Origin of the sequence: Microcoleus sp. B4-C2 (assembly GCF_036705265.1) — a bacterium.
Taxonomy (GTDB): Bacteria; Cyanobacteriota; Cyanobacteriia; order Cyanobacteriales; family Microcoleaceae; genus Microcoleus.
This window is the reverse complement of sequence record NZ_JAUBUB010000035.1, coordinates 1-25,483: the sequence shown is the minus strand read 5'-3', so window position 1 is coordinate 25,483 and position 25,483 is coordinate 1. Positions and strand designations below refer to the sequence as shown.

Genomic DNA, 25,483 nt, shown 5'->3' with positions numbered 1-25,483 from the left:
GTTGCCTAGATTGTCCGTTAAAAATTGAACGCCGCACATATTGTAAATTGCCATATATCGAAGTTAGCAACCTGTATTAAAATTAGATGCGAGTCACAATCATATGAGTTTACAATTTGGGAGCCTTCCCAAATCTAAAATCTAAAATCTAAAATCTAAAATTGTATGAATCATCAATCTTGGTTGACACTACTAAAAAAACACCGCGCGATCGCAGTCATCCGTTCCTCCGAAAAAGAACTCGCTCGGCAGATGGCATCATCGGTAGCAGCAGGAGGAATCCAGTTTATTGAAATTACTTGGAATACCCACAAATCTGCTGAATTAATTGCCGAACTCCGCTCCGAATTCCCTACTTTTAGTATTGGAACCGGCACTTTATTAAACTTAGAAGAGTTGCAACAAGCAATAGACTGCGGCGCTCAATTTCTCTTTACTCCGCACACCGATTTAGCTATGATTAAAACAGCCGTTGACGCCGGAGTGCCGATCGTCCCCGGTGCTTTTTCTCCCACGGAAATTGTAACCGCGTGGCAAGCAGGCGCTACCTGCGTTAAAGTATTTCCGATATCGGCTTTGGGAGGCGCCGCTTACCTGAAAAGCCTGCAAGGCCCCCTGGGAAACATTCCTTTAATTCCCACTGGCGGGGTGACGCTGGAAAATGCGAAAGTATTTATTGACGCCGGGGCGATCGCCGTGGGTTTAGCCGGAGACTTATTTCCTAAACACTTAGTGGAAAATCGCGATTGGCGGGCGATCGTCCAAATTGCCCGAACTCTCTCCCAAAACTTAACAACTTGTTAAGTCCAGTTTCCAAATCCCACATTTCAAATCTACAATCTAAAATAGGACAAGCCCATCTAAAATCTAAAATCTAAAATCTAAAATAGTACGAGGTGTGAGAAATGAACAGCATTATTAACTCAATTTACTTCCGCCGCGCTGGAACTTTCTGTGCCGGCTGCGCCCTAACAGTTGCTACATTCTGCGGCGGTTCAATGACCGCATTTGCCAGCGAACAGCACAACATAATTGCCAATAAAATTATGCTGTTGCAGCAATCCAGCGAACGCTGGATTGAAATAGATTTATCCAGACAAAGGTTAATAGCTTGGGAAGGAAATACACCCGTTTACGCCGTGATTATTTCCAGTGGCAAATCATCGACTCCCACCCGCACGGGAACCTTTGCCGTTCAAACCAAACACCGCGTTACTAGAATGACTGGGGATGACTACGACGTGCCCGACGTTCCCTATACAATGTATTACGACGGAGGCATGGCAATTCACGGCGCTTACTGGCACAATTTGTTTGGCAATCCCGTTACTCACGGCTGCACAAATGTAGCTGTCAATCACGCTAAATGGCTATTTGAATGGGCCTCGGTGGGGACGCCGGTGGTGGTGCACAAATCTCAGGTTTAGGGAATTGGGAATTGGGCATCGGGCATCGGGCATAGCCGAACATTATTAGAACTTATGCACCGGTGGTCAGAAACCGGTTTTTTTTGGGAAATACTGCGTTACAGCCGTAGATTCGGTCAAAAACCCGGTTTCTTCGATCGGAGTTCATCAGTTCTGGTTTTTTTTAGCTTGCTTACTTCATTACTGCCTTCAAGCACAATCCCAATTATATAAAACCTTACTAAAATCTAATTCTCTGAGTGCTGATTCATCAATAAAAAAGTTACCTACACCAGTGTCTCCCCACATGATATCTACTGTCTCATTGCCATCGGTATCCATTTGCAAGAGAAGAATATCTAGTTTTTGTTTTTGCTCGGAGTTACTACTATATTTTCTTACGTCCTCTTGTGTAAAATCAGGATAACCACCTATTTTATGACCGACGGGTTGCGATATTTCTAGGTACTCATCCTCAATTTCAGGGTTCATAAATAACTCACCGACTTCCGAGCCTAAAAGTTCGGTAAATTGGTAGTCATTGGTACTAATCGGCGCATATTTTTTAGTAAATTGCAAGCCGCAACAGCCATTAACAGGAAAAGATTCTGGTTGCGGCAAAAAATCATAATTGGTAATGATGTTTTCAACTTGGAGGTCTGGCTGAGGAAAATAGATTATTTTGAATTTTTGCTCGACTGCGGGGTTATCTACATTCGCGTAATTGCCGAAGTCTAAACCATATAAGTCATCGTCGGCTATATAAAACTGCAAAATTCCCCGATCGGGAAAACCATCTAAAGGCGGTATTTCATCAAAGTTGAGTTGCGCTAGCAAAAATAAATATTTACCGTCACAACTTTTGGGATATTCAAAGCCTTTAGGTAAATAAGGAAATCCCCCAAATTTACTCTGCCACCAATTAACGTCATCATTATTCTGGGTTTGAATTTCGATGTAAGGTTTAATGGTAGCTTCGATTCTGTCGCGATACTTTTCTAATTCGGGAGAGAGTGGAAATTCTAATTTATAATTCATCTGCTTTTAACAATTTGTTTTGAAGGTAATCCGTAGGGGGCGCCGAAGCGCACCTTACCTGTAAAGTCTATCCTTAACTTAGCTGCACCACGGGTTTATCCTCTAACAATGTTTGATTTGTCAGCAAATCTTCCACGGTAATTCGCAAAAAGCGCTGTTCGTCAACGCGGAAGAAGATTTTGATACGATCGCTCCCCGGATACCCAGGCGGCGTCAATTGAGCGATGCTGCGGGCTCCTTCTTTATCATTTAGGGGCTGTACCGATGTTTGGCCCGCGAGTTGGCGAGTAATTAGCCTGTCGCCGTCAAAATATATCTCCGTGCCACCAGTTTCCGCTCCCAATTCGCCGATAATTAATTCTATACTTGGCTGACTTTCTAAAGAAGCTCCCAAGACTAATTCTACGGGTTCGCTCATCGGATAAGACTGGCCGGATTTGATTAAACTGTGCCAACTGTGGCAATTGTCGCGGCGGTTCCAGTAGCGAATGCCGTAACTGTGATAGAGAAAATCTTTGATTTCTATGCCTTGACTCAGTTGCAGAGCACCTTGGGCGATCGCCTCAAATGGTTTGTCGCAGCGAATTTTTGTCGGCTCGAAATATTGCTGCACCCAACGCTGAACAGCGGGAATTTGTACAGTACCGCCAACTAGCAAAACTGCGTCGATGTCGCCAATTTCTAAGCCTTGGCGCCGCGCTTGCTGCAATACTTGATTCATGCACTCGTCGAGTTTGTCAAAAAACTGATGTTCACCGAGGATAGATTCAAAACGAGATCGATCTAATTCTAATTCGTAACTCTCAAAATTTTCATCATCAAAATAAACCTCAACTGCCTGATTTACTAAAGATAACTGAATCTTTAACCGTTCTGCCAATCTCGTTGTAATCGGAGATTTTGCCAGCCCTTTTGTTTGAACAAAATAGTCAACCAGCCAATTATCAATATCAGAACCGCCTAAATTTTGTCCGGCTTTAGCCAAAACCCGCGCAACTTTTGTTTTTTGCGCTGAAGATTCAGCTAATAGCTTTTCGCCCCACTTGAGAATAAAACCGAGGGGCTTTTTGTTGGAGGAAGCGTCCAAACGCACCAAAGAAAGATCGAGAGTTCCGCCGCCGAAATCAATGACTAACAGATTTTCGCGATCGGCTAAACCGTAACCCAAAGCAGCCGCCGTAGGTTCGTCCAGCATCCGCACCTGTTCTACTTGCAGAGATTGAGACACTTTGCCCAACCAATGGCGGTAAGCTTCAAAACTATCTACAGGCACTGTAAAAATCAAAGAGTCGATCGGCAAAGGCACTTCGCGAATTGAGTTGACAATTTGGCTCAAATACCACTCACCTACTCGTTCAAAAGTAATAAGTTGCCCGTCAAGTTCCGGCACAAAACCCTGAACAGAAGTGCCAATTCCCCGCTTAAAATTGCGAAAAAACCGAGAATCTCCACTCAAATCCAGGCCTTTGTCGCGGACTTGCTGACCGAGTATGACTTTACTTTGAGCAGCGTCCTCAACGTAGAGTAAACTGGGAATTAGGGGCGGATTTTGAGCCGAGATTGCCGACAATCCCGGTAATTTTAAAGTTTCGGGCTGCTGGAGGACTTGATTCCAGCGAGCGACGACGGTGTTGCTAGTTCCAAAATCAATTGCGATCGTCATTCAGCCAAAATACACAGCTACTAGGGATTAGATTATAATATGGTATTTGGAGCGGCAAAGACCAACATAATATTATGACTCAATCCACTTTCTTTGAAACCGAGAACGAAGAGCCTGTACAGGGAATTACTGAAATTGCAGTATGCGGCTACAAGTCTATTTACGAAGAGTGCCAGATTGAAGTGCGATCGCTGACAATTCTAGCCGGTGCCAACAGTTCTGGTAAGTCTAGCATCATGCAGCCACTATTGCTGATGAAGCAAACGCTAGAAGCCCCTTACGACCCAGGTGGTTTGAAACTTGACGGGCCTAATGTTAAATTTACATCAGCAGAACAGGTATTGTCTAAACTTTCTCCAGAAAAATACAGGGATGAGTTTTCTCTCAGGCTGAATATAGACACAGATAATTTTTTTATCAGCTTATTCAGAAAGCAGCCAAAGCACGGGATTAAAGTTGTTAAAGCGACTTACTGTATTCCTTATTACGATGGTGAAAATATTACTATATTTCCCGGAATGCAGCATCAAGAATTGCTGAAAATTATTTCCGAATATCTGGCTGAAACTTACACTTTATTGTTAGATAATAATTCCTACGAAGAACCGCCATTATTGAGTGTGAGTAATGTCCGATGTTTTCTAGATTTGCAATTTGGCGACAGTCAGTTTGATTCACCCTATTCGGCGAATTTCCCCAAACATATTCGCCGCATAGTCCACGTTCCCGGGTTGAGAGGCAATCCAGGACGCACCTACAATACCGCAGGAGTTGGCAGTGAATTTCCGGGTCTTTTTGAAAATTATGTTGCTAGTATAGTTAATTACTGGCAAGAAACAAAAGACGAGCGACTGATAAAATTGGGTCAAGCTTTTGAGTTATTAGGACTTAACTGGAAAGTTGAAGCCAGACAGATTAATGACGTACAAATTGAACTGCTAGTAGGTCGTTTATCCCGCAGCGGGAGTGCAAGCGATACTGTTAGTATTGCTGATGTTGGCTTGGGAGTATCGCAAACCTTGCCTGTTTTAGTTGCCTTGCTTGTAGCAGAACCAGGACAATTAGTTTATCTAGAACAGCCAGAAATTCACTTGCATCCTCGCGCTCAAGTTGCTTTAGCACAAATCTTAGTGGATTCTGCAAATAGAGGTGTGCGAGTTGTTCTAGAAACTCACAGCGAATTGCTGCTTTTAGCAGTTCAATCGTTAGTTGCCGAGGGTAAAATATTACCGGATTTAGTAAAACTTCACTGGTTTAAACGGCGCGACGATGGTGTTACAGAAGTCAGCAGTGCCGATTTAGACGAGACGGGAGCTTTTGGAGATTGGCCTGAAGATTTGGGCGATGTTTCTTTGCATCTAGAAAACCGCTATTTGGATGCAGCAGAAGCTGTTTTGTGGAAGCGTTAACATGGCAGATAAAGTTTCTAAACGCCTGGTAATAGATGCTTCTGTTGCGCGTGCTGCTGGTGGAGAAGATGCAACCTATCCCATATCGGTTTACTGTCGGGATTTTCTCGAAGCTGTCTTGGATCTTTCTCACCGAGTTGTGATGACTCCAGATATTAGAGATGAGTGGCACAAACATCAATCAAAATCTGCTCGTATATGGCTGCGCCGGATGGTGGCAAAGAAGAAACTATGTATCTGCGATATCGCGGTAGATAATGATTTGTGGTGTCAAGTTGAAGCAATAGCCGAGAGCGATAAAGAGCGGGAAGTAATGGTTAAAGATTTGCGTTTGGTGGAAGCTGCGATCGCTACAGATCGCACAGTAATTTCACTTGATAACAAAGTGAGACAAAGTTTTGCTAAAGTAGCAGTAGATGTCGATCGGCTTAAAGATATTATATGGGTAAACCCGGCCCAAATAGCAGAAAAACCCCTTGATTGGCTGCAAAATGGTGCTGAGCCTGAAATAGAACGATCGCTCGGATTTCAGAAACCAGACAACTGAGTAGATTTAGAGTAATTCCGGGTTAGTAGGATCGTCCGTGCGATCGCCATTTTACCAATTTTTAGTTTCAAGAAATAAACGCAAATTTTATAAACTGCACACAACTCATACCTTTTAGATTAAAAACGTGAGAATGACTGACTGCATAAGGGTTTGGAACACTGACCTACAGTTGCATTGTTTCTTGAAAGTGGTATAATCTGTCCGCCGCCACCAAGCTTTTTCCTTTGATCTCAATCCAATTTTTTAAGGAATCGTGCAAAATGTTGGACATGGGCGATCGCAAAACAGCACTATTGGCTTTAACACTGCTTGTCCCTGCCGCTAGTATCGGTATCATAGCAGCCTTGTATCTTGCCCCTGGAAGCTGGGGACAAACACTCTCAGTCTTTTGTCAAGTTTGGTTGCTGGTTTTTCCGATCGCGTGGTCTGTTTTTGTCGATCGCAAAAAGCTCAGTTTATCCCTGCCCAAGCCCCAAGAATTGCTGGCTGGATCTATTTGGGGAATATTCATGTTTGCGGTAATTCTGGGTATCTATAGCCTTTTTGGTCAGCACTGGATCGATCCTGTAGTTGCTAAAGAAAAATCGTACCAGTTAGGTATTAGCAGCCCTACTATTTACTTGATTGTCGAAGCATATTTTGTGCTAGTTAACTCGCTGATTGAAGAATTTACTTGGCGGTGGTTTGTCTGCAACAAGTGCCAGATTCTCATACCGGGTACAAAAGCAATATTTCTGAGTTCGCTATTTTTCACCCTCCACCACATTTTTGTAATCGCAGCTTACAGCGACTGGCAGGCTGTGATCTTAGGTTCCTTAGCTGTCTTCACCGCCGGGATAATTTGGTCGCATTCTTATCTGACTTACCGTTCGCTTTGGTCGAGTTATATCAGCCACGCGATCGCAGATTTAGCCCTGGCAATTATTGGTTGGCAAATCCTTTTTAACTAGCTGCTTTTTCAGCTACAATCGTCGGCAATTATACAGTAAACATTGACCCTTTTCCCAACTCGTTCTCCCGACTAATATCTCCCCCCATCATCACACAGAATTTCTGGGCGATTGCCCGTCCCAAACCCGTACCGCCGTACCTGCGAGGAGTATAATCGTCCGCTTGCGTAAAAGCTTGAAATACTCTCTCAATTTGCTCTGGCTTGATTCCAATTCCAGTATCGCTGACTGTGAAACTAATCCATTCTTCAGCAGCCGGAATATCCGAACTCGGCTATTGATTGATGCTGTGCAATAATCGAAGTTCATATCTTCCCACCGGAAGATGCTTTCCGTTCAGGCATCTGCTTTTAATTCTAGGTTTGGTTTTGCTGGCGATCGCATAATTTTAGCTGCATAAAAACAGGCCAACCTATCGCTACCAGCATCGGCGGCCCGGCCCCCAAGATCACACCGATTGTCATCGGGAATTGCCAACTTAGGAAAAATGATGCTTTCATAACATGAAATTTTTTGTAGGCGAAATCGCTTGATACATTCCACGAAGCTGCTGCTACTACTTAGGAGTCAAAGTTTGCACGATATAGGCCGATCCACCTTGAGTATTCCTTTGATCTTTATAGGGTCATTTGATAATTTGCTGCTGAAGTTTTGTTACGGTAATTACTTAGACAGGAATTGGGCAGGAACGCTACATATACTCTGCCCCGCAGTGGCAGTCTCTTGTGGCAAATTTTTCAGGCGATCGCCTTTTATTAACAAATTTAAAACTCATGCCGCTAATTAAATTTATATCGGTGAAACTCTATGTTCTGTAGCACGATTGGGAAACCTATTTTTTAAAACAGTGGACGCATCAACTAGGTTTTTTTATGAACACACGAAAACTGAGGGCGAGGGGGATCGCTTTAAAAATCGGCTTTATCCCCTCATTCGCGGCTCCACGACGATGATTCGCGCGATCGCGCCCCCGCAGGTTTCTGAGAAAACCACCATCTATGAATCTTGACCAAATAGGATATTGTGTCAAGCAATACCTACAGCACATTTACCAAAAAATTACAGCCACTGATGGTATTTATATCTGTTATTTTAATGGATCAATCAACATTCTCAAGGTAAGAAGTCCCCTCTTGAATCCAGTATAAAATTTTGCCAAAGGCGATGTCAATCTACTGAATATTGTTGCAGATGCTACCTTTATCCCTCACATTAAAAGTTTGCTGATATTCGGTTTACCGTACATTCCTATCTGTTGGATAAAATGATGTTATCTTGAACAGAGGGTGTTATAGAGCTTGGTGTTTGTCGCGAAACAAGCTTCTATTTGATGAGGTATCTATCTTCGGGATGAACTTTCGCTGATCTGCAAATTATCCCGATGGGAACTGTTTCTGGCTAACATCAATCCTTATGATCAATGCAACGACATTCAAGTTGTGGCAGATAGATATTGGGGTGTTGCGAACAGTCGATCGGTTGGATTCTATGTAAACACCAGGAAAGCGGTAATTAATATTCACCCGCCCCTCTTTCCTTTTGGGCTCTAACATCAGCGCTGCTAGCAGCGCCGAAAGCGAGTAAAAGTCTTCAGCGGGACTTAAAAATGAAAATCACCTTTGTTCTTCCTACTCTGTCTCTAACTGGTGGAATACGAGTAATATCTATTTTCGCAGAACTTTTGAGAAAGCGAGGACACTCCGTGTTCGTCATCTCTGTACCCAGTCCCCAGCCGAGTATGCGCCAGCAAGTCAAGTCGCTGCTGCGAGGAGGGGGTTGGATTTCCCCACCTGAAAATGAACCCTCATTTTTCGATAATTTAGGTGTAGAACACAAAATTACCGATCGCTACCGCCCCGTAGAAGACAAAGATGTACCTGACGCTGACGTAGTAGTGGCCACCTGGTGGGAAACCGCCGAGTGGGTAGCCAAACTCTCTCCTAGCAAAGGAGCAAAAGCTTATTTTATCCAGCACCACGAAATTTTTGACTATCTACCTCAAGGAAGAGTAGAAGCAACCTGGATGCTGCCCATGCACAAAATTACGATCTCTGAGTGGTTAGTTGACCTAGCTCGGACTAAATATGGCGATCGCGAAGTTTCCTTAGCTCCTCCTACCGTGGACACCAAGCAATTTTACGCCTGTCCTCGCAACAAACAATCGGTTCCTACAGTTGGCCTAATGTACTCTACAATCTACTGGAAAGGAACCGACATCGCCCTCAAAGCTTTTTCCCTAGCGGCCGAAAAGATCCCCAACCTGCGTCTGGTTGCCTTCGGTACAGGGGCCCCATCCTCGGAATTGCCCCTACCGGCCAATGCCGAGTATGTAATTCAACCCGACCAAGACAAAATCAAAGACTATTACAGCAAATGCGATGCTTGGCTGCTGGCGAGCCGCTCAGAAGGCTTCGGCTTGCCAATTATCGAAGCGATGGCGTGCCGCACTCCCGTCATCAGTACCCCAGCAGGTGCTGCTCCTGAAATTTTGAGCGGCGGTACTGGCATACTTGTAAGACCAGAAGATCCCGAAGAAATGGCAAAAGCCATAGAGTCTATCTGTCAGATGCCAAATTCCAAGTGGCAAGCCATGTCCGAAGTCGCCTATGCCAAGGTGAACAACTATACTTGGGAAGATGCCACGGATCATTTTGAAGCGGCATTGAAAGTTGCTGTAGACAAATCTAAACAGCGCGACGTTAACGTAGATTCCTTTTCTCCCTACTCTGCGAAGGAAAAAATTCCAGTTCGATGCTAAGTGCCGCGCCGCCATTTGAAACTCGGCGCTACGGGCGTTTTAGGTGCGGGATTCTCGGGAGAAAATCAATATCCTCTGGTGGGTTTCTTCTGCCACAACTAAAATCGCCCGCCTCCTGTTTTCTACGCAGCAGTCTCGACACGAGTTCTGACCGCACCGACGTGGGAATACTGGTTATAAATTGCTCAGCCACAATCTGAACCAGAGGGCGACGGAGGTTTTAAGGCTGGCTCCGTTACAGGTTAAACTTGTCTAGTCATCAAACATCTGCCCATTTGTAATTGGGACAAGTCCCTGACGACAAAGTAAGATCGGCTAGACTATCAAGTGACGATCGCCTCCTGCAGAGATCCGCACCCCGCAGAAAAGGCAAAAATAGGCTGGTAAGTGCGAACTTGCTGTTATGGACGATGCAACTAATCTCCTCGATGCGGCACTGTACACTGCTTTGGAACGTCAGGCACAATTAACCAACAAGACGTAAAATTGAGGTTGATTGAAAAGATTGGGGTTGGGCGATCGTTTAATCAAGAATTTTGAGCGGGCAATTTGAGTTGTCTTTCTAAAATTTTACTGCCAAAAAATACCTATGGTTGCATTAATCCCACTTGCTCTGTTCGGCTTTATTCCAGTCGTTTGTTACCTGTTTGTGAGGTTTCCGGCTCAGCGTGCAGTAATTATAAGTTTTGTGGTAGGGTGGCTGTTTTTGCCGCAAGCTTCTTATCCCATCCCCTCATTGCCATCCTATACCAAAATCTCTGCTGCTTGCTACGGCGTTTTGTTGGGGACTCTTATCTACGATCCTGCGCGCCTGACATCTTTTAAGCCCGGTTGGCTGGACGTGCCAGTGGTAATTTACTGTTTGTGTCCAATTGTTTCACAAGTTAGTAATGGCGGCAGTCCAATTTCTCCGACTATCAACCAAATCGTTACTTGGGGTCTGCCTTATTTTTTAGGACGCTTGTATCTAGGTAGTTTAGACGGGCTGCGACAATTGGCGATCGGGATTTTTGCAGGTGGGTTGGCCTACATTCCTTTTACTTTAGTTGAAGGGGTTAGGGGCCCAATTCTGCACCTAATGATTTACGGCGTCAATGCCTTTGAGGACTGGGGTCAAGCAAGGCGCCTGGGGGGGTGGAGACCGGTAGTATTTATGCAGCACGGTTTGATGGTGGGTCTATGGATGATGACAGCCGCCTTAATCGCACTTTGGCTTTGGCAAACTGGGACGCTCAAAAAGTTTCAGGGTCGTAACATCAAGACTTTAGCAATTATATTAACTATCGCTTTTTTCCTATGCCGTTCTACTGGCGCCTACAGTTTATTTGCAATGGGGTTACTCGTATTATTCTCTGCAAAGTGGTTTCGCACCCCTTTGCCCCTGCTATTCATAATTGGATATATAGTGTTTTATCTGTACGTCGCTGCATCGGGTCAATTTTCGAGCAAAGACGTGATGGACTTCATCACTCCAATATTTGGCGAAGAACGCTCCGCCTCTCTGAAGTTTAGATTTGACATGGAAGAGATTTTGGGGGAAAAAGCGCGGCAAAGATTTCTTTTTGGCTGGGGAGATTCCGGCGGAAACCGCGTTTACGACGAGTCGGGTAAAGATATCTCGGTCACCGACAGCTTATGGATTATTGCATTTGGCGTCAACGGTGCAGTCGGTTTAGCTAGTTTATTTTCTTCTTTGTTACTTCCTGTTATCGTCTTTACCCTGTTCAAGTATCCCGCCAGAACCTGGTCAAATCCCAAAGTAGCGCCCGCTGCCGTCCTGGGAGTAGCCTTAACTATGTACGTGTTTGACTGTGTTTTGAATGCTATGACTAACCCGATTTTTGCGCTGATTGCTGGAGGAATATCGGGTCTCGTCTTAAAAGCTCCAGAAAGTCTTAAGGCCAAGAAAACCAGTTCGCCACCAAGAAGACATTCGCTGGTTCACCAAAAATCAGGATGATTTTCAGGAATACGATCGCCACTTCACTTCAAGCTGGAGACTATATTGCCTTCCCTAGAGACCAAAAACTCAAAAATCTACCACTTTTGGATGAAATCCCGTTCGGAAGTTGCCAGATATTTGTCACTAGGTTAAACTCTTAATCTCATAAACTCTTTTTTTTACATTCATTTGCAATGCTTCAACAAGTATTAGCACTGGATGGCTTTTTACTTGAAACTGTCTTGCGACTTATAAACTTAAAAATTGGCTTTATACACTTTTTCTAAAACGAGCTGATTCTTTACATAATCTTTAAAAATCCTGACTAGACAGGTAGGGCATAGGAGGATATACTGAGAAGACTATGTTCACTGAAGCGCCTAGTTACAACACGCAACTGTATTGTGGGCTATAATAGTTTGAGTTGTAGTTTAATATAAACCGGGAAGGGCATAATAAATGAAAACAGTTAATTTATTGAATGTCTCGATAGATAACTTGTCAATCACAGAGTTGTTTGAAAAACTCGACGGCGAAGGTGGTGTCGTATTTACACCAAATGTAGACCACTTGATTAAGTTGCAGTATGACCGCGACTTCTATGAAGCTTACAATACATCTACTTACAGAGTCTGCGACAGTCAAATATTGATGTATGCCTCCAAGTTTTTGGGTACTCCTCTCAAAGAAAAGATTTCTGGTTCGGATTTGTTCCCTGCATTTTATATGTATCACAAAGATAACGAGAAGATTAAAATATTTTTGCTAGGAGCGGCTGAAGGTATTGCTAGGAAAGCCCAGGAAAAAATTAACCAAAAAATTGGTAGAGAAATAGTAGTTGAAGCACTTTCTCCTTCTTTTGGATTTGAAAAAAATGAGGAAGAATGTGAAACAATAATTGATGCGATCAATAAATCAGGAGCGACAGTTCTGGCTATCGGAGTGGGAGCGCCAAAACAAGAGAAGTGGCTGGTTAAATACAGGAGCAAATTAACACACGTCAAAATTTTCTTAGCAGTAGGTGCAACCATTGATTTTGAAGCTGGTTGCAAAGCCAGAGCCCCCAAATGGATGAGCGAAGTCGGCATAGAATGGGCGTACCGACTGTTAAGTGAACCGAGAAGGTTGTGGAAAAGATATTTGATTGAAGGTCTGCCTTTTTTCCGATTAATCTTAGAACAAAAATTAGGGTTTTATAAAATGCCTTTCATGGAGAGCAAAACCAGCCAGCTAGAATGGAAAGGTGGCTCCTAAAAAGGTGCTCCACCAATATCGAGCGTAAATTAAGCTGAGTATCGGAGAAAGTGGGTTTGACTTCAAGGTAAGACTGATGCAATCTGTGGATAGTCCGATCGTACATCGCACTTGATCTCAAAATAATTCATTTTTGCTTTCAAGTCCAGGTAAAATCGGAAAGAAACCTTTTGTGGAAAATCCTAATTAGGGATGCAACCGATGAATCTGCCTTCTTTCTTGTGGTTGTGGAAAATAGCGGCTTGGTCAATGGGTGTTTCCCTGTTGGCTTACCTGTTGCTGGCCGTTACTGGAACGTGGATGTTTGCCGCTAGGAGTACCAAAAAACCGCGCCCAAAATGGCTGCGTCCCTTTCATTTAGCCACTGGTGCGGGGATGGCGACTTTGGTAATTTTACTGCTGGGAATTGGTGTAGTCGGTACGCTAGGATACTACGGCAATTTGGGTCACTCGGCTCATTTACCGGCGGGGTTAGCTGTTGTGGCTTTGGTGTTGGTTTCTGTTGGAAGCGGGCTGCAAATTGGCCCTAAACATCCTTGGGCCCGCCCCCTCCACATCGGCACTAATTTGGCCTTGTTTGGGGGATTTGTGACTGTGTTGCTCACAGGATGGACGATCGTACAAAAGTATTTGCCGAAAGTTTGAAACCTGTCTATTTGACCTCAAACTATACCAAATTTTCCAGGGAAACCATATATGTAAGGTGCGCCGCAGCGCACCCTAGGTTTAATTTTTTTGCGTGAGTCCGCTTTTGGTGATGAATTCTAAAATATGCTGCGCGGTAATCTGTGGCTTTTCTAAGTGGGGAACGTGCCCGCAGTCGGGTATCCAAATTAGTTGAGAATTTGCGATCGCCCTTGCAAACTTTTCCGCATCCGCCGTCCCCAAAATCCGGTCTTGTTTTCCCCACAAAATCAGCGTCTGCTGCTGAATTTGCGATAATTTTCCCCCAAAACCACCGTAACCGCCGCTTTTGGTAAACGCAATTAAAGCTTGATTCCAGTTGGGCATTTCCAAGTGCAAAGCAGCACAAGTTTGAGCGTCAACAGAAGCCAAATTTTTATCGAAATAAGCATTGACGCTAATTCGCTGGCGAATTTTGGGATTGCGTAAAAATGAAGTTGCTAGATATCCTAAAGGAGGAATTAAAAACTTTCCCTTATTAGAACTGATGGCGAAACCGGCGCTATCTATTAACACTAATTGTTTTACAGCTTCGGGATAATTGAGAGTGAAATCAATTGCTGCTGCACCTCCCATTGAAGCACCGACTAAGATTACAGGCTGCGAAATTAGCGTTTTCCAAAAATAGTAAAGGTGACTTTCAATTGCCCTCGCGCTGAATGCCAAACCGGCCGATCTTTCTGTAAAGCCAAAACCCAACAAATCAACCGCCCAAGTTTCATTTTCGGCCGCCAGCAGTGGCAACAGGCGCCGGAATTCAAACAAGGAACTGTCGAAGCCGTGAAGTAGCAAAATCGGTGTGTTGCCGCTGCCTTGGCGCACGTAGGTTGTGGCAATTGGTTCAGAAGATAGGGGAGTTGTAATTGCCTCCCGTTGAATGCTTTGGGCTAAGGCAATTGAGGTAGATTCTGTGAGTTGTGCGATCGACTTTGGCAGAAAACTTGCTGGCATAATTCTTGATAAATTGTGAATCGGTAGGGGCGATGCCACTCTGTCCGCCCTAACATTTAAGTATATATGCTTGCTCGATCGCTATTTTAGGAGTTGGGGCGAGTCATTAAAATTCGATCGATATTTAGTATCGCGCCGTCCCACCAATGGCTGATTCTGTTTCTGGTTAATATATTTGAGAATTCTTGCTAATAAACAATTTTTCAGATAAGATGCTTAAGAGCAGTAAGTTTGACCATCGCGCAATTTAACCGCAAATTGGCATCTAACCTAAGAGAGATTTCAACTCTAGATCGCAAAAAAACCATCAAATTTCCGATCGCGGGGAACAACTGTATCCGAAATCTCCCCAGAAAACAAGTAGCCTGACAACCGAAGTTTGGCGATGCGTGGACTGCGGTGTAAAATTTATTGAGAATTAATCTCAATTATTTTCGGGAAGTAACGCCAAAAAACTTGCTGCTAAAACCGATCGACTGTGAGAAGAGCCATGAAACAAAACCAAGCATACAGCCAACAGAAGCAAGAGTTAAACCCCAAGTCTTTCGGGGGTTTCACCTTTTACGGCGAGACACCAGAAGTCTCTCAAAGCGAAGACAGCAGCACAGAAACTCAGCCTGCTTTGGGTGAAGGTAAATCATTTCCCCTACCAATGGCAAGCATCGGCGAGACACTGCAGATTGTCAAACTCAAAGGTTCAGAAGGCACGGTACGCCGTCTGATTGGTATGGGATTAGTCCCCACTATTGAAATTCAAATCGTCAGCACCTCTGGCGGTTCCGTCATCGTGGCAATTGGGGACAACCGCATCGGTTTGGGGGCAGGGATGGCACAGAAAATTATGTGTAGGAATTCAAAATTGCCATAAAAAAATTGCATCTACAGCAATCCTATTTCATTGGTAAAAAGATTTTTTTTATTAACCGCAGAGGGCGCAGAGGGCGCAGAGTCTCCAGAAGAGAGAGATGTTCACAGATTCTGAAATTTCATTGAATTTTTACCAATTTAGACTGCATTCAAACAACAGATGAACGAGAAAAAACAACTAGGGGATTTAGCTGTCGGCGCAATCGGCCGCGTCATTGGCTATGAGAAAACAGCCCGCGCCTACAAAGGCAAATTGTTGGCAATGGGATTGACACCGGGAACTGAATTTACTATCACCCGCTACGCACCTTTGGGAGATCCCATCGAAATCCTCGTGCGGGGTTTCAAACTCAGTTTACGCCAAGATGAAGCTAAAACTTTATTTGTAGAAGAGGTTAAATAATGACTAAGCAAATTATTGGATTGGTGGGCAATCCTAACTGCGGCAAAAGTACTTTGTTTAATGCCCTGACCGGTGCTAACCAGCGAGTAGGTAATTGGCCAGGAGTAACTGTCGAACGCAAAGAGGGAAAATACACTCACGATGGTTTAGCAATTACGATTGTTGACTTACCGGGAGTTTATTCTCTTGATGCGGAAGATGGAGATACTGGACTCGATGAATTGGTAGCGCGAGATTATTTGCTATCTGGGGAATCTGACTTAATTATTAATATTGTTGATGCTTCTAATTTAGAGCGCAATTTGTATCTCACTACCCAAATTTTGGAGATGCGCGTACCGACAATTTTGGCGCTGAACATGATGGATGTTGCCAAAGAACGGGATTTCAAAATCAAGGTCAATAAACTTGCAGAACGCCTCGGCTGTACGGTAGTGCCGATGAGTGCTTCCTCGAATGACGGAGTGCCTCTGTTGCGTGATGCGATTAATCGGGCGCTGTCTCAGCCGATCGTACCATCTGCCTATGTCGCTTATCCGGCTGCGATCGAAGATGCGATCGGCCAACTCATCCCGCACATCGAAAAACACAGCCCAAATCGCAACGTCGATGCCCGCTGGACAGCCCTGAAGCTGTTAGAATATCAGGATGAAGTCGCCCCCGAACTCGCCAGTACAGAACTCGAAAAAATCGTCGTTCCGCACCGCCGCCGAGTCCATGAAACCCTCGATGACGACCTCGATATTATCATCGCCGACAGCCGTTACACCTTCATCCGCAACCTAACCCAAGGCGTCGCCGAATGTTCTAGGGAAGTCAAAACCAACGTTTCCGACAAAATTGACCAAATTGTTCTCAACCGTTTCTTAGGCATTCCCGTATTCTTAGCGGTAATGTACCTAATGTTCACCATTTCGATTAACGTTGGTGCAGTGTTTATCGACTTTTTTGACATCGCCTTGGGGACAATTTTTGTAGATGGTTTCGCTAAACTTTTAGAAAGTATCAGCGCACCAGGATGGTTGATTGGACTTCTCGCAAAAGGTGCTGGTGGTGGCATTCAAACCACATCTACATTTATCCCCCAAATTGGGATGATGTTCTTGTGTTTGTCTGTTTTAGAAGACTCCGGCTACATGGCGCGGGCTGCCTTCGTGATGGACAGATTGATGCGATTTGTCGGACTTCCTGGTAAATCTTTTGTGCCGATGATGGTAGGTTTCGGCTGCAATATCCCCGGAATTATGGCGACGCGGACATTAGAAAATAAGCGCGATCGCACAATGACGATTATGATGAATCCATTCATGTCTTGTAGTGCCAGATTAGCAGTTTACGCCCTATTTTGCGGCGCATTCTTCCAAGTCGGCGGTCAAAACATGGTATTAGGACTTTACCTAATCGGAATTCTAGCCGCTGTTCTCACCGGACTAATCCTCAAGAATACCATCCTCCAAGGAGAAGCCGCGCCTTTTGTTATGGAATTGCCACCCTACCACATTCCCAAGCTCAAAGGAGTGCTGCTGCGTACTTGGGACAGGCTGAAAGCTTTTATCACAAAGGCCGGAATTGCGATCGTGATCATGGTGGTTATACTAGGATTCATGAGCTCAGTGGGCACCGACGGTTCCTTCGGCAAAGACAACAGCAAAGACTCAATTCTTAGTGCAGTCGGCCACGCGGCAACACCTGTATTTACACCAATGGGAATCACCCAAGAAAACTGGCCCGCCACCGTCGGTTTGCTAACAGGAATATTTGCCAAAGAAGTAATGGTTGGAACCTTAGATTCCTTGTACACCCAACTAGCAGACGAACAAAAAGCAGCAAGTGGAGAACCGGAGAAAGAAGAAGAATTTAGTTTCTGGGGAAATATCGGCCAAGCATTTTTTAGCATACCAGAGAATCTTACAAAACTTCCCGGTCAACTTTTCGATCCCCTCGGCTTAAATTCTACTAATATTACCGACCAAAAACAAGCGGAAGAAGACCAAGGTATCTCTGGTAGCACCTACGGACAAATGTCCCAGCGGTTCGCTTCCAATCAAGCAGCTTTTGCTTATTTGCTTTTTGTATTGCTGTACTTTCCCTGCGTCTCCGCAACGGCTGCGCTTTACCGCGAAACTAACTTGGGATGGACTGTATTCGCAGGCTTATGGACTACTGGTTTAGGTTACTGGATTGCAGTCCTCTATTATCAAGTCGCGACATATGCAGAGCATCCAGAATCTTCAGTTATTTGGGTAGTGAGACTGGTAATAGCTATGGCGCTGACACTTGCGGGATTAAAAATGATCGGTGCAATACGCCCCAAGCGACGCGCAGCAATCAGTAGTTAGTTGACTGTTGACTGTTGACTGTTAACTGTTAACTACGTTTAAGAATCAAACAAAGGAGAAAAGCCATGATTTTAAGCGAAATCCAAAAATTTATTGCTGACAACAAAAGAGCCTCTATCGCGGATCTAAAAATCCACTTTCGCATGGATGGTGATGCTTTGCGCGGAATGTTAAATCGCCTAATTCGCAAAGGCAGAATTAGCAAAATGGCAGAAGCCAAAAAATGCGGCGGGTGTGGCAGTTGCGCCGACGATGCAACGGAGATTTATGTATGGGTAAATCCTGGCGAGTTGGTGTCAGCAAAAGAGCCCGTTTCTGCAACTTGCCATTAAGTGATATTAATTTCGTAGTAAGGACTTCAGAAATCAGGAAATGGCACTGCCGTTTCCCTACAATTAATCGGGGTAGGGAAACGGCACTGCCGTTTCCTCCTCGCGAGTTCATGATTATTTTGCGGTAGGGATACGGCAATGCCGTCTCCTCTAATCAAATAGCTAACTGATATTCAATTCAAGCAACTGTCTTAACTCTGGCACAAACAAGCGGCTTCTTGGGTGCGGGCTTTAATCGGCAAATAAATCACAAACTCTGCTCCCTGCCCTATTTCCGAATTCACTTCTATTTTCCCTTGATGCTTCTCGATTATCTGGTAGGAAATTGACAGCCCTAAACCAGTTCCTTTACCCACAGGTTTAGTGGTAAAAAATGGGTCAAATAGCCTATTGATTGCATCCGGGTCAATCCCATTACCGTTATCTCTAATCTTCACCACCACTTGATTTACTCCTGCTATTTCTGTGAGGATTTCAATCTCATTGTTTCGCAGATTTGGATTGCTCAACAGTGCATCAGCAGCATTGGCTATGATATTCATGAATACCTGGTTTAACTGCGACGGATAGCACTCTACCAAGGGCAATTTCCCATAATTTTTAATTACTTTAATCGCTGTTTTGATTTTGCTATTTAAAATTAATAGAGTGCTGTCAATTCCTTCATGGATATCGACTGGTTTCATTTCAGCTTCATCTAACCTAGAGAAGTTTCGCAGGGACAAAACAATTTGCTGAATTCGCTCAGTACCCATTTTCATCGAAGATAGTAACTTCGACAAATCTTCTGATAAAAAGTCGAGTTCAATTTCCTCGATGCAGTCTTGAATCGGCGCGCTTGCATTCGGAAATTCCTGCTGGTAAAGTCCTACAAGCTTGAGCAAGTCTTGAGTATATTGGTTAGCGTGAGAAAGGTTGCCATAAATAAAGTTAACTGGGTTGTTAATTTCGTGAGCAATACCAGCCATCATCAACCCCAAACTGGACATTTTTTCGGCTTGAATTAGTTGAGATTGGGCATTTTTTAAATCGTGAAGCGTTTGTTGCAGTTGGTGCAATTGTAGGTTGAGTGTACGATCGCGATTTTCTACTTGTTCTATCATACAGTTGAAAGCTTCCGCAAGTTGACCTACCTCATCAGAGGAAGGAATGGGTACTCTACCAGAAAAGTATTCATTGCTTGCCATCCAATTCACATTTTGAGTTAAATCTAGAATTGGTTTTCCGATGATTCGGCTAACTACAGCACCAACAATCGTGGCTAGAATTACCCCTGCCCAAAAGAAACTATCTAGCCGTTGAGATAAAGTTAATTGCGTTTGCTGCACTGTCGCCATTGGGCTAAACACACCTAGAGCTATGCTATCGCCTATTTCGGAGATTTCTACCGTTTTCATTATGTAAGACAGGCGCTCAATATCTATTTTAGTAGTCGATGTCTGTGGTGTAGGTTTTTTCCAAGATTTAGAGCGAATTTGGGGAAAATCAGTAGCAATTAATTCTCCTGATTTAAAGATTGCGAAGTAGTTTTTACTCTTAGTGTCAATGTTGATTTTATGCAATTGTTCGTCTGTCACTAAGTCACCTACGAGTACAGCACCAATTATCCTATTCTTGCTTCTAATCGGTGCAAATCCTACTAGCAATGCTTGCGGTTTGCCATCAATGCTGACAAAATTTGACTTTTCTAAGCCTTTAAGTGCTGAATTTATCGCTGCGCTATTGATTAACTTCTTATGTATGAGCGAATCTTCTCGCAACTCTGCTACCATTTCGCCCCGCCCGTTTACTACTTTGACTAAATCTAGTTTAAATGTGGTTTTTAGAGATAATATATCTTGACGCAAGATGTCTGTGTTTTTCTTTTCTATAGCGCGAATAAGTTCGGCTTCTTCTGATAGCAGTTTGGCTTGCATTATCAATTGAGTCGATCGACTTTTGAAGTCTCGCACGGCTAAAAATGCTTGGTTTTCAACTTGATCGCGCACTCCTTTTTCGAGAGTGTTGGCAAATCCGATTTTGACTGTGTGTATGACTAATAACAATAGAGTGACGGATACGCTTAGAAACGGCACGATAATTTTGAGGCTCAGCGGTACTCGAAAGTACGGCGGGCTCTTGATTGAGCTGTTGTCGCCCTCGATCGCACTCCTTATATTTTTCATAATTATTAAGAATAAGACTCATTAATATATCATAATACATTAACCGTAAATTTTCATTACGGGGAGCTGCTACTGCTGCAAAGTCTTGATATATAAAGAGTTGAATCTGTAGTAGATTTTGGCAGGCTGGCGAGGAGACTGCTTTTAGCACCCCAAAACTTGTTAGTTATTTATCTCAATAGTGGCGCGAATCTAGAACCTCAAATCTAAAATCGGTTGGCGGCTGTGTAGAGACAGCCAAAAGTTTAGTATTTCTTCCCCAACTTGTTCTGGATAGAAGTGATGAAAAAAATGTCTACCATCTTTACATTCCCAAAGTCGATCGCCCTTTTTCAGAAACTTAAGCCAGGGGCGCATGACAATAGGAGATACTACAAAGTCCGTCTTGCTACTGCATAACAACAAAGGTACTTCTACACCCCCATCGGATAAATTAGTCGTACTAAATAACGAGTGAGGCGAAGGCGAAAGTGCTAAATCTTCTTCAAAATATGATACAAATCTTTGATTGATATACTGATTTTGTTCTCCCAACATATCGCCAACCATTTGAGTTAAAATTTGTTTGCGGCTCCAGGAAAAAGCAGAAAGATGTGTATAGTAATGAGCTTGCCAATTAATAGCAGATGGCAAGCCGACAGCTAAAAGTCCCAAAGAGCTGACTTTGTGAGGATAGCGGCGGGCATACATTAAACCAATTAGTCCGCTGGTACTGTGACCGATTAGATGAATTGGGCTATTCCGCGCTTTCAAATAGTGATGTAGTAGCTCAACGGCGACATCTAAAGAACAAGCTTCATCTTCCGTTTGTTCGTATTCCCATATTTGTATTGGTACTGACTGATTTAAGTAGTTAATGAGAGAAATATCGAATAATTGCAAACTCGGACTGGCACTTAGCCATAGCACATCATCTGAAGTATATCTCATCACTTTTAAGTTAGAAAATGGAGCTATTAATAATTTTAACTGGTTCCCAGACTCTTCTTGGGAACCGATCTCCAAAGGCTTTGCATCGCGGAGTAAAATTGGAGGCAGATCCTGGTAACGAGTAATTGCAAAACCTGCCCACCATTAATCCTAGATCCCAAATTCTGTCTTGAGTTGAGATACCCAAGATTTTACCCGTGCTTCCGTCAGATCGGATTGGTTGTCTTCATCGATCGCAAGACCAAAAAATTTGCCATTAACTACCGCTTTAGATTCATTAAAATCATAGCCGTCTATCGGCCAATAGCCAACAGTTTCGCCGCCCTGTTCCGTGATTTTCTCAGCCAAAACCCCCATTGCATCCATAAAATTATCCGGGTAGCCCTCTTGGTCGCCAGTTCCCAAATAAGCCACCTTTTTGCCGCTAAAATCAATATCATCAAGTTCTGGGAAAAAGCCTTCCCAGTCGCTTTGCAGTTCGCCGATATTCCAAGTCGGACAAGCGATAATCAGACATTCGTATTCAGCAAAATCATCATTTTCAATGCTGCCTATCTCGTGCAAAGTCACGATATCGCCACCAAATTCATCCCGAATCATTTCAGCCACAGACTCAGTTTTGCCAGTTGTAGTTCCGTAGAAAAGACCAATTGATTTCGACATTGTTACTCCGAAGGTAGAAGTTGACAGGGTTTGAGATTTCTTTTTTTTGAGTCAGGATTTGGCATTTCCTGCCTGCAATTCATGCAAAAACAGTAGACGCGATTGTGGCAAACCTGAGAAATCAGGGAGTCAAGACAGCAAGGACACTGTTTTTTCATTGGGTTAAATTTGAAAATTCATCAACCAAGCTGACTCGCTCATATCTGGGTCTGCTTCGCAGTCAATTAGTAACAGATTCAGCGTCGTTTGTACTTTTAGACTGCGCGGGATGCCTGCGGGTACAAACACAAATACTCCGGGTTTTAAAGTGACTGTTCGATCGCACACCGTGAGAGTTCCCCCTCCTTCTAAGACGGCGAGGGTTACATCTTTGGAGTTATCGAGGTCAGGTATTTCGGAATTTTTACCCAAACTCATCAGTTTTTGGCTGTCGGCGGGTTGTCCGTCGCTGATTCGATCGGCGGATGCGGAAACTATTGCTGCTGTCACGGTGATTGACCTCCAGGTACTGTTAACTTCCGGCACTTATTGCAATTAATATTCAATAAGCTACCATGCAATTTATAGAAATTGTCAAGAGTAAAACATTAAGATTTGTTACATAATGCTGTAAAGCCAGGTGTCCGCTCAACGCGAGCAGCCCCAAACTAAGACTGGGCGGTATTTTGGGACGCTCAGACAGCACGGCGTAAGCGCTTAACTTAAAAAATAGTTGGTAATTATTTGCAGTTAGTTCTTAAAATTAGGTTTGTAGTGCGATCGCCAATATAGCAATTCTCAATTGCCCGCAATACAGTAAGGATACGGCGCAGTGCCTACGGAATATGTGTATTGCACTCAACAGGATAAGGTGTACCGCTGCGTGCGTACCCTAAAAAATGCAATAGAGGCGGGTTATAGCCGGATTTGTCGATCGCAAAAATCCGTCTCAAACTCGCCCCTAATGACAACAGTTAACAATTAACTGACTAATTCTTCGCCCCAACGCCAACATACATAATCGACGTATCCTCATTGATTTGGATTTTAAACAACCCAGACTTTTTGTAATCAATATAGTTAGCGAAATTAACTGTTAAAAGTTGAGCCGCTTGTTTGAAAACTGCCCCGGAAGGAAACAACTGCTTTCCGCGTGTAAAATTCCCCCAAAAACCGTGCATCTGGGCTAAAACAGAACCCATTTCTCCAAACATATCAAAACCTTTAATTTCAATATTGCCAAAACCCGTATCTCGCATTACCGCAGACAGTTCCTCCGGCGTAATAAACTTTTCCCAATCGTGAACCCCCCGCCTAATTTCTTGCAAAATATTTTCCATCAGGCCAATCATCACCACTTGCGAGGAAAAAGTTCGATTGATGGTATCAAAAAAGAACAATCCTCCAGGCTTCAGAATTCTGTGAACCTCAGACACAACTTGTTTGTAATCAGCAACGTGTTCTAAAACATCCACGCAAATTACCACATCAAAGGTATTGTCATCGTAGGGCATATTTTCGGCAAAACCTTGCCTGTAGTCAATCTCAAAACCGCTGGTAACTGCGTGATTTTGAGCGGCTACAATACATTTCTCCGATCGATCTATTCCAGAAACAATAGCACCTCTCTCGGCCATAAACTCGCAAGAAAAGCCGCCCCCGCACCCGACATCTAAGGTTTTCAGCCCTTGCCAATTAGTCGCGTGTCTGTCAAAAAACTCAAATCTGGGTTTATTTAGGTGGTAAAGAGCATAGATTTTAGATTTTTCGTCCCACCAATTATCAGCATTTTCATCATAAAATTCTAAATCATTTTTTACTTCTGTTTTCTGCACGATTTTTTCATTCCTGATTAGTGGAAAATATAGATGGCGATTGCACTTTTGCGTGATTTTATAGGACTGACGCCAAAAAAACCAATTTCTGTAGAAAATCGGATGTTTCGTGACCAAGAATTTCAAAGGTGGTACCCGCCACGTGATTTACCCGTGGAATCAATCCACAATCGAAAATCCTCAAGCCCCCGCATTTATCTCGCGCAAGTCAATCGAAAATCTAAAATCTAAAATCGAAAATCGATTGACGAGTTCGCAGGCCGACACCAGGTTTCTGAATCCGCGCGCGTAAGTTCTATGTTCTCGTTAGTTGTGAATCGCCACAGTTTTTTATTATAATAGCTCTGGCATAAATTTCAACCAGATGGATCGCGTTTCTATTATCATCCCAGCCCTCAACGAAGCGACTTGTCTGAAACGCACCCTCCGCCAACTCAGCATCCTTAATCCTCCCGCTTGGGAAGTGTTGGTGGTAGACGGCGGCAGTCAAGACGACACAACGGCGATCGCACTTTCCGCCGGCATCCGCGTTATTTCTAGCAGTATAGCCGGACGTTCCCTGCAAATGAACTTAGGTGCTCAAGTCGCCACCGGTGAAATTCTGTGCTTTCTGCACGCCGATACTTTAGTTCCCGACGACATTGTAGCAGTCATCCAGAAAACATTGTCCGATGCCGAAATTGCCGGCGGCGGGTTTATCTCCCTGATGGCTGGTTCGCAGCAAACAAGATGGGGTTTTTCCCTCCACAATTACCTCAAAACTTATTACGCGCCGCTGCTATTTCGACCTCATTTATTTTTCCAAGGATTGCGCCTGCTGTTTGGCGACCAAGTTATTTTTTGCCGCCGTACCGATTTTTGGGAATGCGAGGGTTTCGATGCTGCGCTGCCAATTATGGAGGAAGCGGATTTGTGTTTGAAGTTAGTGCGACGCGGGAGACTTAAGTTAGTCAATCGGGTAGTGGAAAGTAGCGATCGACGAGTTGCGATTTGGGGCGAATTTAAAGCAATTGCCATCTATCTTGCGATTGGTTTTTTGTGGGGCTTTGGCGTTTCTCCCCGGTATCTCAAGCAGTTTTATGAAGACATCCGCTGAAACAAAAAATTTGATTAAATTCCCAAAATGTACTGGCTGTAATTTTTGGGCAAAACTGCTAGAAACAGATAAATAATCGCCCAACAACCTAACAAAGTCCCCGTAACTAAAAAGCCGAGCTTCAGCAGGGGATTTACCGCGTCAATAAACTTATAAAACACTAACAACACATATAGCAATCCTAAATGATTCATACCAATTTAATATGAAGCTGCATAGAATAAAGCTTCAAGAATGAAAGTGTAAGAAGATAGTGAACTGATTTCTTC

The 25,483-nt window shown here is 43.8% G+C and carries 25 protein-coding genes and 1 pseudogene; 15 read left to right on the top strand and 11 right to left on the bottom strand.

The annotated features are described in order from the left end of the window. The first annotated feature begins 165 nt into the window (after nt 1-165). Together QUB20_RS12750 and QUB20_RS12745 are read left to right on the top strand one after the other, a co-directional pair. Complete coding sequence (locus QUB20_RS12750) at nt 166-804, top strand: bifunctional 4-hydroxy-2-oxoglutarate aldolase/2-dehydro-3-deoxy-phosphogluconate aldolase (protein WP_333246520.1); 639 nt, start codon at nt 166-168, stop codon at nt 802-804. A 101-nt stretch (nt 805-905) separates the two neighbouring features. Further along, on the top strand, nt 906-1,427 hold the full coding sequence (locus QUB20_RS12745; protein WP_333246522.1) for a L,D-transpeptidase: 522 nt from the start codon (nt 906-908) through the stop codon (nt 1,425-1,427). 189 nt (nt 1,428-1,616) lie between these two features. On the opposite strand, the gene QUB20_RS12740 is transcribed toward QUB20_RS12745, so the two are convergent. Together QUB20_RS12740 and QUB20_RS12735 are read right to left on the bottom strand one after the other, a co-directional pair. Continuing rightward, nucleotides 1,617-2,444, bottom strand: a complete 828-nt coding sequence (locus QUB20_RS12740; protein WP_333246524.1) for a DUF1963 domain-containing protein — start codon at nt 2,442-2,444, stop codon at nt 1,617-1,619. 73 nt (nt 2,445-2,517) lie between these two features. Next, nucleotides 2,518-4,107 carry an Hsp70 family protein gene (locus tag QUB20_RS12735; protein ID WP_333246526.1) on the bottom strand — a complete coding sequence of 530 codons (1,590 nt, stop codon included), beginning with the start codon at nt 4,105-4,107 and terminating at the stop codon, nt 2,518-2,520. A 74-nt stretch (nt 4,108-4,181) separates the two neighbouring features. On the opposite strand from QUB20_RS12735, the gene QUB20_RS12730 reads away from it, so the two are divergent. From QUB20_RS12730 to QUB20_RS12720, 3 genes are all read left to right on the top strand, one after another. After that, nucleotides 4,182-5,516, top strand: a complete 1,335-nt coding sequence (locus tag QUB20_RS12730) for an AAA family ATPase (protein WP_333246528.1) — start codon at nt 4,182-4,184, stop codon at nt 5,514-5,516. 1 nt (nt 5,517) lies between these two features. Then, nucleotides 5,518-6,063, top strand: coding sequence for a hypothetical protein (locus QUB20_RS12725; RefSeq protein ID WP_333246530.1), 546 nt, complete (start codon nt 5,518-5,520; stop codon nt 6,061-6,063). Nucleotides 6,064-6,326: 263 nt separating this feature from the next. Next, nucleotides 6,327-7,016, top strand: a complete 690-nt coding sequence (locus QUB20_RS12720) for a CPBP family intramembrane glutamic endopeptidase (RefSeq protein ID WP_333291392.1) — start codon at nt 6,327-6,329, stop codon at nt 7,014-7,016. A 28-nt stretch (nt 7,017-7,044) separates the two neighbouring features. Here the strand turns inward: QUB20_RS12720 and QUB20_RS12715 are convergent. Further along, nucleotides 7,045-7,272 (bottom strand): annotated as a pseudogene (locus tag QUB20_RS12715) (ATP-binding protein); the annotation flags it as partial. A 100-nt stretch (nt 7,273-7,372) separates the two neighbouring features. Beyond that, complete coding sequence (locus QUB20_RS12710) at nt 7,373-7,516, bottom strand: hypothetical protein (RefSeq protein WP_333246534.1); 144 nt, start codon at nt 7,514-7,516, stop codon at nt 7,373-7,375. 347 nt (nt 7,517-7,863) lie between these two features. Here QUB20_RS12710 and QUB20_RS12705 point away from each other — a divergent pair, with 347 nt between their 5' ends. From QUB20_RS12705 to QUB20_RS12685, 5 genes are all read left to right on the top strand, one after another. Next, nucleotides 7,864-8,025 carry a hypothetical protein gene (locus QUB20_RS12705; RefSeq protein WP_333291391.1) on the top strand — a complete coding sequence of 54 codons (162 nt, stop codon included), beginning with the start codon at nt 7,864-7,866 and terminating at the stop codon, nt 8,023-8,025. A gap of 597 nt (nt 8,026-8,622) precedes the next feature. Next, nucleotides 8,623-9,774, top strand: coding sequence for a glycosyltransferase family 4 protein (locus QUB20_RS12700; protein ID WP_333246536.1), 1,152 nt, complete (start codon nt 8,623-8,625; stop codon nt 9,772-9,774). 589 nt (nt 9,775-10,363) lie between these two features. Then, the gene (locus QUB20_RS12695) at nt 10,364-11,734 is read left to right on the top strand and encodes an O-antigen ligase domain-containing protein (RefSeq protein WP_333238270.1); all 1,371 of its coding nucleotides are present in this window, start codon (nt 10,364-10,366) and stop codon (nt 11,732-11,734) included. 441 nt (nt 11,735-12,175) lie between these two features. Continuing rightward, nucleotides 12,176-12,970 carry a WecB/TagA/CpsF family glycosyltransferase gene (locus tag QUB20_RS12690; protein WP_333168610.1) on the top strand — a complete coding sequence of 265 codons (795 nt, stop codon included), beginning with the start codon at nt 12,176-12,178 and terminating at the stop codon, nt 12,968-12,970. 201 nt (nt 12,971-13,171) lie between these two features. Then, nucleotides 13,172-13,615 (top strand): DUF4079 domain-containing protein, encoded by a 444-nt coding sequence (locus tag QUB20_RS12685; RefSeq protein WP_333055424.1) that lies wholly within the window; start codon nt 13,172-13,174, stop codon nt 13,613-13,615. Between the two features lie 81 nt (nt 13,616-13,696). Here QUB20_RS12685 and QUB20_RS12680 read toward each other — a convergent pair whose 3' ends face one another. Further along, nucleotides 13,697-14,605: an alpha/beta hydrolase gene (locus tag QUB20_RS12680; protein WP_333246539.1), complete on the bottom strand. Its 909-nt coding sequence runs from the start codon at nt 14,603-14,605 to the stop codon at nt 13,697-13,699. 490 nt (nt 14,606-15,095) lie between these two features. Here QUB20_RS12680 and QUB20_RS12675 point away from each other — a divergent pair, with 490 nt between their 5' ends. The 4 genes from QUB20_RS12675 (at nt 15,096) to QUB20_RS12660 (ending at nt 18,546) form a co-directional block, all read left to right on the top strand. Next, nucleotides 15,096-15,473 carry a FeoA family protein gene (locus QUB20_RS12675; protein WP_333246541.1) on the top strand — a complete coding sequence of 126 codons (378 nt, stop codon included), beginning with the start codon at nt 15,096-15,098 and terminating at the stop codon, nt 15,471-15,473. Nucleotides 15,474-15,632: 159 nt separating this feature from the next. After that, nucleotides 15,633-15,875, top strand: coding sequence for a FeoA family protein (locus QUB20_RS12670; RefSeq protein WP_333246543.1), 243 nt, complete (start codon nt 15,633-15,635; stop codon nt 15,873-15,875). Next, entirely contained in the window at nt 15,875-18,214 is a 2,340-nt protein-coding gene (gene feoB / locus QUB20_RS12665) for a Fe(2+) transporter permease subunit FeoB (RefSeq protein WP_333246545.1), read from the top strand. Before QUB20_RS12670 ends, feoB begins: the two co-directional genes overlap by 1 nt. A gap of 65 nt (nt 18,215-18,279) precedes the next feature. Beyond that, nucleotides 18,280-18,546 carry a FeoC-like transcriptional regulator gene (locus QUB20_RS12660; protein ID WP_333246547.1) on the top strand — a complete coding sequence of 89 codons (267 nt, stop codon included), beginning with the start codon at nt 18,280-18,282 and terminating at the stop codon, nt 18,544-18,546. A 191-nt stretch (nt 18,547-18,737) separates the two neighbouring features. Here QUB20_RS12660 and QUB20_RS12655 read toward each other — a convergent pair whose 3' ends face one another. From QUB20_RS12655 to ubiG, 5 genes are all read right to left on the bottom strand, one after another. After that, nucleotides 18,738-20,711: an ATP-binding protein gene (locus QUB20_RS12655; protein WP_333246549.1), complete on the bottom strand. Its 1,974-nt coding sequence runs from the start codon at nt 20,709-20,711 to the stop codon at nt 18,738-18,740. 192 nt (nt 20,712-20,903) lie between these two features. Next, nucleotides 20,904-21,641 (bottom strand): alpha/beta hydrolase, encoded by a 738-nt coding sequence (locus QUB20_RS12650; RefSeq protein ID WP_333246551.1) that lies wholly within the window; start codon nt 21,639-21,641, stop codon nt 20,904-20,906. A 150-nt stretch (nt 21,642-21,791) separates the two neighbouring features. Then, nucleotides 21,792-22,304 (bottom strand): flavodoxin FldA, encoded by a 513-nt coding sequence (gene fldA / locus QUB20_RS12645; protein ID WP_333246553.1) that lies wholly within the window; start codon nt 22,302-22,304, stop codon nt 21,792-21,794. A gap of 162 nt (nt 22,305-22,466) precedes the next feature. Beyond that, nucleotides 22,467-22,793: a cupin domain-containing protein gene (locus QUB20_RS12640; RefSeq protein ID WP_333140865.1), complete on the bottom strand. Its 327-nt coding sequence runs from the start codon at nt 22,791-22,793 to the stop codon at nt 22,467-22,469. A gap of 479 nt (nt 22,794-23,272) precedes the next feature. Further along, entirely contained in the window at nt 23,273-24,118 is an 846-nt protein-coding gene (gene ubiG, locus QUB20_RS12635; RefSeq protein ID WP_333055436.1) for a bifunctional 2-polyprenyl-6-hydroxyphenol methylase/3-demethylubiquinol 3-O-methyltransferase UbiG, read from the bottom strand. Nucleotides 24,119-24,482: 364 nt separating this feature from the next. Here ubiG and QUB20_RS12630 point away from each other — a divergent pair, with 364 nt between their 5' ends. Beyond that, on the top strand, nt 24,483-25,214 hold the full coding sequence (locus QUB20_RS12630; protein WP_333246555.1) for a TIGR04283 family arsenosugar biosynthesis glycosyltransferase: 732 nt from the start codon (nt 24,483-24,485) through the stop codon (nt 25,212-25,214). Between the two features lie 14 nt (nt 25,215-25,228). Here QUB20_RS12630 and QUB20_RS12625 read toward each other — a convergent pair whose 3' ends face one another. After that, nucleotides 25,229-25,408, bottom strand: a complete 180-nt coding sequence (locus tag QUB20_RS12625; protein ID WP_333246557.1) for a hypothetical protein — start codon at nt 25,406-25,408, stop codon at nt 25,229-25,231. Nucleotides 25,409-25,483 lie beyond the last annotated feature (75 nt).